The 13242-nt window shown below is 61.1% G+C and carries 11 protein-coding genes; 3 read left to right on the top strand and 8 right to left on the bottom strand.

What is annotated here, in order from left to right; genetic code table 11:
• Positions 1–352 precede the first annotated feature (352 nt).
• A complete protein-coding gene (locus E8M78_RS05835) occupies positions 353–970 on the bottom strand; it encodes an NAD(P)H-dependent oxidoreductase (protein ID WP_137134175.1) in 618 nt (205 codons plus the stop codon).
• Positions 971–1041: 71 nt separating this feature from the next.
• On the bottom strand, positions 1042–2136 hold the full coding sequence (locus E8M78_RS05830) for an autotransporter domain-containing protein (protein WP_137134174.1): 1095 nt from the start codon (positions 2134–2136) through the stop codon (positions 1042–1044).
• A gap of 243 nt (positions 2137–2379) precedes the next feature.
• Here E8M78_RS05830 and E8M78_RS05825 point away from each other — a divergent pair, with 243 nt between their 5' ends.
• Entirely contained in the window at positions 2380–3957 is a 1578-nt protein-coding gene (locus E8M78_RS05825; protein ID WP_137134173.1) for a bifunctional 3-(3-hydroxy-phenyl)propionate/3-hydroxycinnamic acid hydroxylase, read from the top strand.
• A 62-nt stretch (positions 3958–4019) separates the two neighbouring features.
• Here the strand turns inward: E8M78_RS05825 and E8M78_RS05820 are convergent, their stop codons facing one another.
• The 5 genes from E8M78_RS05820 to E8M78_RS05800 form a co-directional block, all read right to left on the bottom strand.
• Positions 4020–4556 (bottom strand): cupin domain-containing protein, encoded by a 537-nt coding sequence (locus E8M78_RS05820; RefSeq protein WP_137134172.1) that lies wholly within the window; start codon positions 4554–4556, stop codon positions 4020–4022.
• A gap of 164 nt (positions 4557–4720) precedes the next feature.
• Entirely contained in the window at positions 4721–5551 is an 831-nt protein-coding gene (locus E8M78_RS05815) for an enoyl-CoA hydratase/isomerase family protein (RefSeq protein ID WP_137134171.1), read from the bottom strand.
• Positions 5551–6696, bottom strand: coding sequence for a DUF5938 domain-containing protein (locus E8M78_RS05810; RefSeq protein WP_137134170.1), 1146 nt, complete (start codon positions 6694–6696; stop codon positions 5551–5553). The genes E8M78_RS05815 and E8M78_RS05810 overlap by 1 nt, the downstream gene beginning before the upstream one ends.
• A gap of 24 nt (positions 6697–6720) precedes the next feature.
• On the bottom strand, positions 6721–8007 hold the full coding sequence (locus tag E8M78_RS05805; RefSeq protein WP_137134169.1) for an acyl-CoA dehydrogenase family protein: 1287 nt from the start codon (positions 8005–8007) through the stop codon (positions 6721–6723).
• A 24-nt stretch (positions 8008–8031) separates the two neighbouring features.
• Positions 8032–9267 carry a thiolase family protein gene (locus tag E8M78_RS05800; protein WP_137134168.1) on the bottom strand — a complete coding sequence of 412 codons (1236 nt, stop codon included), beginning with the start codon at positions 9265–9267 and terminating at the stop codon, positions 8032–8034.
• A gap of 136 nt (positions 9268–9403) precedes the next feature.
• Here E8M78_RS05800 and E8M78_RS05795 point away from each other — a divergent pair, with 136 nt between their 5' ends.
• Together E8M78_RS05795 and E8M78_RS05790 are read left to right on the top strand one after the other, a co-directional pair.
• Positions 9404–11527 carry a 3-hydroxyacyl-CoA dehydrogenase NAD-binding domain-containing protein gene (locus E8M78_RS05795; protein ID WP_137134167.1) on the top strand — a complete coding sequence of 708 codons (2124 nt, stop codon included), beginning with the start codon at positions 9404–9406 and terminating at the stop codon, positions 11525–11527.
• Positions 11524–12702, top strand: a complete 1179-nt coding sequence (locus tag E8M78_RS05790; RefSeq protein WP_137134166.1) for an acetyl-CoA C-acyltransferase — start codon at positions 11524–11526, stop codon at positions 12700–12702. The genes E8M78_RS05795 and E8M78_RS05790 overlap by 4 nt, the downstream gene beginning before the upstream one ends.
• Positions 12703–12725: 23 nt before the next feature.
• On the opposite strand, the gene E8M78_RS05785 is transcribed toward E8M78_RS05790, so the two are convergent.
• Positions 12726–13172, bottom strand: coding sequence for a MaoC/PaaZ C-terminal domain-containing protein (locus tag E8M78_RS05785; RefSeq protein WP_137134165.1), 447 nt, complete (start codon positions 13170–13172; stop codon positions 12726–12728).
• Positions 13173–13242: the final 70 nt, after the last annotated feature.

Below are 13242 nucleotides of genomic sequence, written 5' to 3'. Positions count from 1 at the left end.
CCTTCATGTGAACCAAGTGGACGGCCAGCGTGATCTCGCGGCAGCAACGTGACGTCAATCGGTCGCCCGACCCCGTTCTAAAGCTAACGGCGGTCGCGTCCGCGCACCTTCTGCCACGCCACGCGGCGGAAGCCAATCCTCAACAGTGCAGGGACCGTTGTTTCTGAGCGGCATACAGGACTTTGCGACCCTCCACGCGTTCAGGACGGCAAGGGCGGCAGATGATCTGTTGCCAGGTAATTCCTCAGGACGTGGCAATTCCACGTTGATCCGGCACCATCAAAAACTCCCCGATCATGCTGGTCGGGAAGTCTTGTTGCTCGTATCGGATCGGGGTGTGCCGGGCGAAGCCCTATCCAAGAGCCAGCCGATCCACCTCTGCCTCTGCGGCAGCCATGATATCCGTAGCTTTTTCCGGGAACATGCGCATGCCCTGTGCCCTGATGACGGTGAGATCCGTCATGCCAAGGAAGCCCAGTTGCCAGCGCAGCATTGGTTCCAGAAAATCGAAGGCTTTACCCTGCGCTGTTGAGTAGTCCATCCCGCTCGCGGCAATGAGAAATACTCTCTTGCCAACAACGAGACCTTCCACCTTCCCCGGACCGGTGTAGCGGAAGGTTTTTTGCGGGATGCTGATGTGATCGATCCAGGCTTTCAGTTGAGTAGGTGCGGTAAAGTTGATCATCGGCACCCCCAGGACGATGACATTTGCACGCATGATCTGATCAATCAGCTGCGCTGACCGCCCGACTGCAACCCTGGTTGCCTCGGAAAAATTTTCAGGTGGGGTCATGGCGGCGGCCATGTTGGCGGGTCCGAAATGCGGCAGAGGGTCTGCGGCGAGATCCAGCACGTCCACCGTGGTATCCGGGTGGGAGGCTGAAAACCGTTCGACAAAGCGCGACGACAGGCTGCGCGTTACAGACGGACCGAGGTTTGGGCTGGAATGGATGTGAAGCAGTGTGGGCATGGTGTGACGTCCTGAAAATGAAGGGCGGAGCGGCTTGAGCCGCTCCGCAAGGCATGCCGGATGCCAGGGTGTCAGAAGCGAATATTGCCCGCGATGGTCAGCTCCGTGGAGCTGCGCTGTCCGGCAAATCCCTCGCGATGATGAATGCCGACATAGGTCGCAAAGCCGCTCGCATCGAGGTAGCCCAGACCAACCTGGACAATGCCATAGGTCTTCTCATTGCTGTATGCAGCCAGATCGTCCTTGAAGACGTGTTCGACGCCGAGCGCAAGGACCGGCGAGAACGAGCCCGGCCTGACCTGCTTTTCGAAATTGGCAATGGCCTGCACGGAGCCATAACGGTCCTCGGCTGCGAGTATCCTTCCACCGAGGCTGTTCGTCGTTTCATCGGACCAACTGGTCAGATAGGTCAGGCCAAGCTGCGGATGAAACTTCCAGTCGTCGGGCAGGAAGCTGAGAGAATAGTTGCCGATGAGATCGAAGTGGTTGTAGACATAGTAGTCCGACATTTTCGCATGAGCGATGCCGAACGGCGTCCCGATATCTGTCTTCGTCTTGCCCGGCGAATAGACCACACGGCCCACGGCACCCCATTCATCGGTTATCTGCTGGGCGAAGGAGAGCTTGAAATCGAGGTTGTTGCGACGAAGATCGAATGCACCCGTGGTGCGATCAATTTCTGTGCCGCGATAACCAAGCTCAACGGCAAACATGCCTGTGGGACTGTAGAACCACTCGTAACCCACCGCAGCGAAACCGAACTGTGCATCTTCAGAGATACGGTTGGTGCCTTCGTTGGCGGTTACCCCAACAAGCTTGACAGTGAAGTTTGACGTTTCGTCAATTGGAGCACGGAAAATCCAGGGCAAGGCAACCGTGAATGACGAGTTCTCGTAGCCGGTGGTTGGCGTTCCGCGGGGGCCATTGTTGATCGTATTGACGCGCGAACGCGATTGGCCCACCCGCTGCAGGACCGTGCCATATTCGAGATCCGAGTAAAACGGCGCCAGGAGACCGGCATTGCCGAGGTTAATCTGCGTGATCACGCTCGCTGGAGGCGCGCCTGCGCCTGGTGGCCCCTCGATTGCGGGTTTCGGGCTTTCAGCCAGTACAGGAAATGCAGAAAGGCTGATGAGGCAGCCTGCCAATAAAGTCGAATGTTTCATGGTCGATGTCCTCCCATCGCGGACACTATCGTCTCTGTACGGGTGAGTCCAGATATTTTCGATAATTTGTATTTTTACGAAATAGTAGAGATGTAAGAAGGATTGCATCCGGCCTGCATGCCGCCAGAGCAAGGGTAAGTTCGTGATTATCCAGATCCAAAATTTCGATAATAAGAATATCTTGCGAAATTAATTCCCGAGTTTTAAGGCTGATGACCGAATGTTCTTCGGGAGGAGACGACGATGCAGGGTAGAGGTTCCAGGTCCGACCAGCCGTTCGATGTCGCTATTGTTGGTCTGGGTCCCGTGGGCACGACACTGGCCGCACTTCTGGCTGGGCGGGGACTGCATGTTCTGGCCCTTGATGCGGCGGCCGACCTGTTCAACCTGCCGCGTGCCATCGGGCTGGACCAGGAGGTGATGCGTGTGTTCCAGGAGCTTGGACTCGGCGCTGCCGTGTCGGGTGTGACGAGCGCCTACAGGCCGACGGAATATCGGACAGCCGATGGCGAGGTCATCCGGCGCTTTCTCTCGCAGGAGCCGCCCTATCCTCTTGCATGGCCTCCCTACCTGACATTCCTGCAGCCGGATCTGGAAAGGGTTCTGCGGGAGCACCTGACGCGGTGCAGCACCGTGGATATGCGGCTGGCGACCGAGCTGACCGATCTTCGCGAGATCGAGACGATGCCAGTCCTGACCCTGCTCGACAAACGGTCGGGCGAGGTTCGCAATGAGCTTGCCCGTTTTGTGGTCGGTTGCGATGGCGGCAACAGCTTTGTACGGCGCCATCTCGGCATTGGCTTCGAGGATCTGGTGTTCGATGAGCCGTGGGTCGTCGTTGATATGCTTGTGGAGCAGGATGTATCGCTGCCGGAGGTGAACGTGCAGTATTGCGATCCGGCGAGGCCACACACATTCGTTGTCGGCCCACGCAACCTGCGTCGCTGGGAATTCATGTTGCTGCCGGGCGAAGACCCGGCTGCCATGAGTGGTGAAGATACGGTCTGGGGCCTGCTTTCTCCCTGGCTCAAACGTGGCGAAGCGCGGCTTTGGCGCGCTGCCGCCTACCGGTTCCACGCGCTTGTTGCCAAGCAATGGGGCCGGGGCCGCGTTTTTCTTGCGGGTGACGCATGCCATATGACGCCACCCTTCCTGGCGCAGGGGATGGTGCAGGGTATCAAGGACGCCGCCAATCTTGGTTGGAAGCTGGCATCAGTGTTGGATGGAGCGCCGGAAAGTCTGCTTGCAACCTATGAAGCAGAGCGCCGCCCCCTGGTCAAAGAGGTCATCTCCATCACCAAAGGGCTGGGCGCGATCATAGGCGAACGCGATCCGGCTCTTGCCGAGGAACGCAATCGCCGGATGCGGGCCGACATGGCTTCTGGCGGCGGCACCACGATCCGCCAGGACCTCTTTCCGCCGATTGGCCCCGGCCCCTTGTGCCTGCACGGGATCGGCTCGGTGAATGCTGCAGGCAGACCATCGCCGCAGCCCGAGATAATTGCGACCGACGGTTCTGTCCGGTGTCTGGATGATATTCTGGGCTACGGATTTCACCTGCTGGTCCGGCAAGGTTTTGAACCGGCCCCGACTGACCGCCACAGGCTTGAGACACTCGCGATCACGCCCCACGTCATTGCGGAGGAGGGAGAAAAGGGCACGCTTTGCGAGCGCCATGCGGTCTTCCGTCTGTGGATGCAGAAGCATGCCTGTGAGGCTATTCTTGTTCGGCCGGACCATGTCGTTCTTGCCGGACTGCGCACGCCCGGCGATCTGACGCATGTGCTGGATGCGATTTTGCCTGTGCTGGCTGCCACCTGAGCCCGGGTGAAGCAAGCAAAGGACCACTGCGACCCCGTCCTCGCTTTCAGAGTTGCTACATGTCAGGTGCGCGTGCCCAACATGACGAAGGAGACGGTCGCGGGTTCGGATCCGGGATTACGCCAGGCGTGACGGGTCGAACGCTGTACGACTGTGTCACCCTGGGTGAGGGCGACGGTGACGCCGTCATCGAGTTCAAGCACAACGTTTCCGCAGACGACCGTCGCGAAATCCAGTGTCGGGGTCGTGTGCATGCCTGGGTGATCCGGCTCGAAAGTTTCAGCAAGGCCGGGCACGGCCTCTGCAAATTCGCCGCCCGCGGCCACCGGATCGAAATCTGGCGCTGCCGTGATTGAATCTGGCGGAAAGGTCACCACGATGAAAACGGCACCACCTGGAGGGGCCAGCAGACTGCCGGCCTGCGAAAGTGGATCCGTCGAGCGGTCATTTTGCGGCGGTGTTTCCTCCAGTCTCCACAGCGGCGCTATGACGAAGCCGGGCGAATGCTGCAAAGCCCTTTCGGCTGAAGAGCTTCCATCGCTGACGACAATCGATTTTCCGCTCTCGTTGATACCCGTGACAACACGTCTGATAGGCATGCTTTCCTCCTGGTCCGGACAAGGCATGGTTCGATACGTCTCAAGTTTCTTTGCTGCTGCATAACCACGGGCTGACTGGCTGGCGCGGGACGTGGGGAACGCGCCAGCCAGCAGGACATGACACCCGAGGGACCGTGGCCCGGGTGCATGTCGCTCGTCAGGCGCTATGCCCTGGCGAGACTTGCGGGCAGATCCAGTTCGCTTTCCCGGGTCTGTCCCTGCGTCTTCATGCGCGCGATGGACGCCTTCAGCGATCCGTCTGCGATGGCAGAGCGGAACGCGATGTTTTCCTGTGCCATGGCGGCAAACAACGGTTCTTCCTGCGGTGAAACGGCCTTGACCTGTACCGCGCGATGCATGGCTAGAACCTGCGGCGTGCGGCGTGCAAGATTTGCCGCCAGTGCCTCGACATAGGCATCGAGTTCGCTATCCGGCAGGGCGCGGTTGATCAGGCCATAGCGTTCAAACTCTGCGGCCGTGAAGTCGCGACCCGAAAGCAGGATCTCCATGGCGCGCGCCGTGCCGGCGATCTGGATAGTGTTCGTGGTGCCGCCGCCCGCCGGAATGAAACCGCCATCCGCTTCCGGAAAGCCAAAGAGCGCGTTTTCCGAAGCAAACCGCATATGCAGGCCGAGCAGCCATTCCAGACCGCCGCCGCGGCAACGGCCGCGCACTTTGGCAATGACCACCTGCGGCAGATCGCGCCAGGATATAGCGAGACCCTGAATGAGGTTCACGTCCGGATACTGGCTCTGCTTCGACGGATCGTCCAGAGCGGCTTCCAGCTCATTGACCTCGAAATGGCCGAGGAAAAAGTCCGGGTCTGCGCTGTCGATGACCACGCAGACGATTTCACTCCGGCGCATCATCAGCAGTCCATGAAGCTGGAAAAGCTCCATGGCGAGCTGGCCCGTCATCAGATTGAGCGGCGGATTGTTGATCGTGACATGCAGAACTGCGCCCTGTTCACGAAGGGAAAGTGTTTTGAAGGTCATTATGCCGCCGCTCCTTCCACGTGGTTACCGATGATCTTCTGAACGCCCAGTTTGGCGTAACCATAGGACTCCATGACGCCGAGAATGTTTCGATGACCGAAGGCCTCCGAGGGCGAGGCGAAGCCCACCACCTTTGGCGGAGTTTCGTAGACGAGGCGGGAGGCGACATAGGCCTGGATCAGGCCCGTGGTGTAATACCCCCCGTTCGAGACCATCGTGGTCTTGACCATGCCGACCGGGCCGCGTCCGACGCAGACATCAATGGCACGATGAACATAGCGGCTTTCGCGCGGAGGCGTTCCCGCGGTAATGCCCTCGGCCATCTTGTCCATCATCGGATAGAGGATTTCGTCTGGAATCCACTGGAAGGTCGTCTTGTTGAGGCGCTCCAGTTCCAGTTCCTTCTTGTAGAGTTCCTGGTTCCACATGGCGCACATCATCTTGGCGTTGCGGATGCGTCCGTCGCGGCTGAACCAGATCGGCAGGGCAGTGCCGCCCCAGGTGGATGCCGTCAGTACCGTTCCTTCCGGTGAGGTGATACGCGAGTTCTCGATGCCCTTGTAGGGAACCAGCTCATTGTTCTTGAGGTAGACTGAAGGATGCCGGATCGCATCGAGGATGGTGCGGGCAGAGGCAACCGTCGGCACACCATCGGCAATCGAGGTGGCATCGATGGAGTCGATCCCCGGCGTTTCAAGGCAGACCCGCGCACCCAGTTCGCAGACGCCGTACATGTAGGAGCAGGAGGGAATGACCAGTCGCTCGATGGAACGGAACTTCTCGTGCCAATGGTCCATCAGCTCGCGAATCCAGTGCTGCTCGCCGGTCGTATCGAGGTAGCTGACCCGTTCGTTATAGCAGGCCTGCAGAAGCTCGCGGGCGAAACGGTTCATCGGACCGACTGTGTTACACACGACCTTGCGGCCACGCACCAGCTCCGACAAGGCCTCGACAGTGTTTTCGACCTCAACGATCATGTGCTTCGAGCGTTCGATGCCCGGCACGATCTGCATCATCTCTTCCAGCTTCTTTTTCGAACGGCCCGCGGCGATGAAGGGAATGCCCAGCTCACCCAGGTGTTCGCAGACAAGCCTGCCCGTATAGCCGTTCGCCCCATAGACGACGACTGGATAGTCTATGCTCATGTCTTCCTCCGAAGTCGTTGAAATTCAGTTCTTTCCCCAGCCGGTGTGCCGGTTCATCTGCGCCATGAGGAAGCCGAAGTGCATGAACAGCACATTGGTTTCGCCATCCTCGATCTGCATGGCGCGCGCATCCCGGAGCAGCTTTTCCAACGGATATTCCTGCGTCAGCCCATTGCCGCCAAAAAGCTGCATGCTCTCATTGACCACCTCGAACATTTCCCGTGTGCAGAAGGCCTTGCCGCTCGCGGTGAAATAGGGGTGCGGCACCGGCGAACATTTGGTGTATTCGGCGACATGGCGGGCCATGGCCTTGATGGCCTCCACCTTCGCGCCGATGACGCCCAGCCTGTACTGGGTGAGTTGCAGATCGGCGATGAGGCCGCCGCCCTGTCGGCGTTCATTGCAATAGGTCAGGGCATGTTCGAATGCCGCGCGGGCGAGGCCTGTGGCCAGATGCGCCATGTTGGTGCCCGCATGGGCCCAGGAAAGCGCATGCTTGGTCTTGAAATCATCCCGTTCCGCCGTGGCGAAGCGGCGTGGAATGCGCACATTGTCAAAGAAGATTTCCCCCTGCGGCAGGGGCCGCTTGCCAAGCTTGCGCAAGGGCCTGCCGCGCGAGATCCCCGGCAGATCCAGCGGCACAACCACCAGGCAGCCGTGGACGCTGCCTTCCTCGTCATAGAAGCCGTTGCCGTAATCGGCAACGATATCCAGAAGGCCGACTTCGGCCACATAGCCATTCGAGACCCAGGCCGAACTCTGGCCGTTCACGATGATTTCGTCGCCAACGAAGCGGGCCTGAAGATTGCCGATATTGCCCTTCGAACCTGGCTTCCGCTCCTGCGGGTAAAGCGTCATGCCGTCAGAGCCCCGGTCCGGCTGGCTCGCAATCCAGCAGCCGAGCTTGCCCTGGCAAAGGTCTACCAGTTCCTGATTGCCCGCCGCCATGGCAGCCCGGATGGGCATTTCGCCAGCACCTGCCGAGACCGCAAGGCCGGCATCGCCCCAGCCGAGTTCTGCCACGACAAGCGCCTCCATCCGCGCCGCTTCACGGGCAGACAGCCCCTCCATGGCCTCGGGCCCCAAGCCCAGCGCCCGTATGGCGTCATGGAAATCCCAGAAGGGCGAGCCCTTCTCATAGGCCACATCAGGGTCCATCCGGTCCAGCTCGATGCCGATCGGGCGCATCACCTCGCGGGCGAAGCGGTTGACACCCTCCAGTGCTGCCGCCTCCTGTTCGGAAAGACCTGCATCAAAGCCGGAATATTCCGTATGCGGAAATGCCAGTTTATGATCAACGGTGTCCTTCATCGCGTTTCCTCCCTGCGATGGCTGTTACCGGCTGAACAGATTGACGGTGACGACGGCCTCCTCGTAGCCCACCGACGCCCCGCCGTTTTCCTGAAGCGCGACCTTGGCGCCCTCGACCTGGCGGCGACCGGCTTCGCCGCGTAATTGCGTCACAAGCTCGTGGATCTGTCCGAGACCCGTCGCGCCCAGCGGATGGCCTTTCGATTCCAGGCCGCCTGAGGGGTTGACCGGCAATTTGCCGCCGATGGAGAGATCGCCGCGTTCGGCGGCGGGTCCGGCTTCGCCCATCGGCATCAGCCGGGTGTATTCCACCGCCATGACCTCGCCCATGGCCGAGGCATCGTGGACCTCCGCAACATGGACGTCTTCTGGTCCAAGACCGGCGATTTCATAGGCCCTGTTCGCTGCGCGACGGCAGACGGCCTTGTCGAAATCGGTGGCCTGGCGTTCGGTGGCGGTGGCGATTGCGCTTGCAGCGACGCGAATGGCGCGCGCCCGCGATCCCTTCAGTCGCTTCAACCCTTTTTCGTTGCAGACAATGACGGCGGCCCCGCCATCCGACAGCGGCGCGCACATGGGCCGTGTCAGCGGATAGGTGATGGGGTGATCCGCCAGCACTTCATCCACCGTGAAGGCCTTGCGAAATTGTGACAGCGGATTTTCGACCGAATGCATGTGGTTCTTGGCGCTGACGGCAGCGATCTGGCGCTGGGTCGTGCCAAACTCCTTCATCCAGAAACGGCACATGGCGGCGTAGATCTGCATGAACTTCGAATAGGGACGGTCGGATTCGCTGCCTTCAGGAACGTCGATGCCTTCTCCGAGCGCCACGAGCATTTGATAGTTTTCCTCGACGCGCGACACATCCCAGCCACCATCGAACAGGGCGAGAGCCTTGCCCTTGTCCTCGATGTTCATTTTCTCGGCGCCAAGGGCAAGCGCGATATCGCACTGACCGGCCTCGATCGCCATCTTGGCCATCTGGAAGCCGCTGGTGCCACCCGCGCAGGCATTTTCGACATTATAGACGGGAATGCCGCGGATGCCGGTGCGGGCAAAGACCATCTGGCCGGGAGCCGCATACTGACCCTGCAGGAACCCTTGTGTCTGGCCCGAATAGAAGGCCATTTCGATATCCGAATGTTCGGCACCGGCATCGGCAAGCGCCTTGTTGAGGGCTTCCTCACCCATCTGCCAGACCTCCTTGTCCAGCAAACGGCCAAACTGGGTCATACCGACACCAGCCACGTAAATATCCATGTTTCCTCCCGCCGCGTTTGTGCGCGTTGGCTGAAGGTTATGTCTCTGCCTGTCGCTTGGCCCCCCCCTACTTTGTGGGGGAGCCCCGACACGCATGGGGGGATAGGTCTTGTCGTCAAACGGGGGAGGAAACCCAATGACTGACACGACCGGGGCCGAGAGCCAGCGGAACCCTCTTCATATCGATGATGACGGTACGATCCGCATCATCACCATGCAGCAGGGCGCAACGAATGTTCTGACCCGTTCTTTTCGCGTGGCGCTCTGGGATGCGCTGACGGCAGCGGAAGCCGATCAAGGGGTAAGCGCAATCCTTCTGGCATCCCAATCGGCCGTCTGGTGTGCCGGTGCCGATCTCAACGAAATGGATACCGGCGCGGCGGATGCCGATCCCAACCCGGCGCAGCTTGTCTATGATCTGCTACCGTCGCTCAAAAAGCCGGTCATTGCGGTACTGACGGGGGCTGCCCTCGGAGGCGGTCTGGAGCTCGCTCTTTCCTGCCATTATCGGCTGGCGAACCGCGATGCGCGCATCGGTCTGCCGGAAGTGACCCTCGGTCTTTTGCCGGGGGCGGGTGGCACACAGCTTTTGCCGCGCGCCATCGGACTGGAGGCCGCCGCCAATCTCATTCTGTCCGGTCGTCCGGTGAAGGCAGAGCGTTTCGCGGAGACGCCATTGTTTGATGCCATGCTGGGTGCCGATCCCTTGGGGGAGGCGCTGTCCTTTGCCCGTGGCCTTGGCGAGGGTCTGCCGCATCTGTCACAGAACCGCGTTGAGCATGTGTCTGCGGTCGCCTTCCTGCAATCCATCCGCACCAATCTGAGCGGCTACCGCCAGCGCGCACCTGGACACTTACCCGCTGTCGATTGCCTGGAGGCTGCTGCAACGCTGCCGTTTGCCAAAGGGCGGGAGGTCGAACAGCAAAAGTTTCTGGAGGCACGCATAGCCCCGGAAGGGGCAGCACTCCGCTACGCATTTCTGGCGGAGCGAGCGGCGGCGCAGGTGCCGGGTCTGGATGCCGCAACGCCGCGTTTGATCGAAACGGTGGCGGTGATCGGTGCCGGAACCATGGGGCAGGGCATCGCACTTGCCTGTGCCGGTGCGGGTCTTTCCGTCAGGCTGCTGGATCTCAATGACGCGGCGCTGGAGCGTGCCCGCGCTGCCTTTGCCCTGCGCTTCGAAAAAGCGGTCGCGAAAGGAAAGATAAGCGGGGAGACTGCGCGCGAAACGGCGGCCCGCATAACCGCCGTTTCCGGCTACGACGAAATTCGCGATTGCGATCTGGTCATCGAGGCCGTGGTGGAGCGCATGGAGGTGAAGCAGGCGGTTTTCAAGGCGCTGGATAGCGTGATGAAGCCTGGCGCCATTCTGGCCAGCAACACCTCGACCCTCGATCTCGACCAGATCGCTTCCTTTACCGGCAGGCCGGGTGATGTGCTGGGACTGCATTTCTTCAACCCTGCCGATGTCATGCGCCTTTTGGAAGTGGTGCGAGGAAAGCAGACCGCGCCCGATGTGCTGGCCAGCGCCCTTTCCTTCGGTAAGCGCCTGCGCAAGGTCTCGGTCGTTTCCGGTGTCTGCGACGGCTTCATCGGCAACCGGATGATCGAATTTTACATGCGCGAGGCGCTTTATCTGGTCGAGGAGGGGGCAACACCCGCACAGGTTGACCGGGCTCTGGAACGCTGGGGCATGGCCATGGGGCCCTTCGCCATGATGGATCTTGTGGGCAACGACGTGAATGATGCGATCCGGGAGCGGCGGCGCGCTGCCAATCCCGAGCTTCGGCTGCCCGAGATTCCTGATATTCTTCGCGATCAGGGCTGGTACGGCAATAAATCCGGCCTCGGCTGGTATGACCATTCAGGCGGCCGCCCGGCAGAACACCGGGCGCTGAGCGACGCTCTGGCGGCGTGGCGTTCGGACAGCGGCGTAAAAGCCCGCAAGATCAGTGCCGATGAAATCACAGGTCGCTGCACCCTGGCGCTCGTCAATGCCGCCGCGGCGATCCTGGATGAAGGCATCGCGCTTCGAGGTTCTGACATCGATACCGTCTACCTGGCCGGCTTCGGCTTTCCGCCTGCGCGCGGCGGCCCGCTTTACGATGCCGATCGCATCGGGTTGCGCGGGGTTCTGCGCAAGATGGGCACGTTTGCCCGCAGCCCGCATGGCGATGGGGCCTTCTGGACACCGCACCCCTTGCTTCGGCGGCTCGCAGCCCACGGGCAACGCCTTTCTGACTATGGAAGAAACCCATGACCGACGCCGTAATCGTTTCCACTGCCCGTACCGGGCTGGCAAAATCCTGGAAAGGGGCACTGAACATGACCCATGGGGCCACCATGGCCGGTCATGTGGTGCGCGAGGCGGTGAAGCGCGCCGGCCTGGACGGGCCGGAAGTGGCCGATCTCATCCTCGGTTGTGGCTTCCCTGAGGGCGCGAACGGCATGAACATCGCCCGACAGGCGGCCTTCACGGGCGGACTTGGCGTCAGTGTTCCGGGTCTGACGGTCAACCGCTTCTGCTCCTCCGGGCTGCAGGCTATTGCGCTTGCCGCGCAACGCATCATCGCGGGGGAGGCCGATATCTTTGTCGCGGGCGGTGTCGAGAGTATTTCCTGCGTTGCCAATGTGATGAACACCCGCTTTCTGCAGGACCCGGAACTGGCGCGCACAAAGCCCGCGCTCTACCAGTCGATGATCGACACGGCCGAGACGGTCGCCCGCCGCTATGGCATCTCGCGGGAGGATCAGGATGCCTATGGTGCAGCCAGCCAGCAGCGAGCGGCGTTCGCCGCTGCAAACGGCAGGTTCGATGACGAGATCGTGCCCATCAGCGTTACCATGTCCCATACCGACCGGATGACGGGGGAGGTCACGACGCGGCAGGTCACGCTGGACCGTGATGAAGGCATTCGCGCCGATACCACGGCACAGGCTCTGGCCGGGCTTCGGCCGGTTCAGGAAGGCGGCAGCATCACCGCGGGCAATGCCTCGCAATTCTCGGATGGCGCATCTGCCTGTGTGGTCATGAGCGAGAGCGAGGCAAGCCGTCGCGGCCTCAGCCCGCTTGGCATTTTCAGGGGTTTCTCGGTCGCCGGTTGCGAACCGGATGAAATGGGAATCGGTCCCGTCTTCGCAGTTCCCCGGCTGTTGGAAAAGGCCGGTCTCAGCGTCGGCGATATCGACCTCTGGGAGCTGAACGAAGCCTTTGCCGTGCAGGTGCTCTATTGCCGCGACCGGCTCGGCATTCCGGATGATCGCCTGAATGTCAACGGTGGAGCCATCGCGCTCGGCCACCCTTACGGCGTCAGCGGGTCGCGCGTGGCAGCCCATGCGTTGATCGAAGGCAAACGGCGCGGTGCGCGCTATGTCGTTGCCACCATGTGCATTGCCGGAGGGCAGGGCGCCGCCGCCCTGTTTGAAGTGGCGTGAGGCGCGCCCCAACCTTGCGCGGCCTATCCCGCGGTTCGGCGCCTGACGATCAGCGTATCGAGATGCGACATGACCGTTTCGCCTTGATCGTCCAGCAGGGACAGGCGGTGGATGACGACACCACGGTCCTCCTTGGTTCTGGAATGGCGGCTCTCAAGCCAGTCTACGGCAAGCGTCAGCCGGTCACCGGCAAAGACCGGCCTGAAGAAGCGCACCTCGTCATAACCGGCGGACCCGATCAAGGCCGGGCGAAACGGCAGTCGATGGATGAGGCGCTGCTTCAGCGCCAGAATGTAAAGGCCGGGTGCCGTCAGCCCTCCAAGGGCCTCTGCCGCCTTGGGGTCGACATGGATCGGAACCGGGTCCCATTGCCGCGCGAAGGCCAGCATCTCGTCGCCATCAACCACGACCTGATCGCCAAGGTCACGGCTGCCGGGGGTGATGTCTTCGAAGTAGCGCAGTTCGGTCATGTCCGGGTCTCCATGGATCTTGCGGCATCGACCTTAGCAGGAGATCGTTCACGCTTCTAGGATTTTCGAA

The organism is Rhizobium sp. FKY42 (assembly GCF_005222835.1).
Lineage (GTDB): Bacteria > Pseudomonadota > Alphaproteobacteria > Rhizobiales > Rhizobiaceae > Neorhizobium.
Note: the sequence above shows the minus strand (reverse complement) of the source record. Positions and strands in the feature narration are given on the sequence as shown.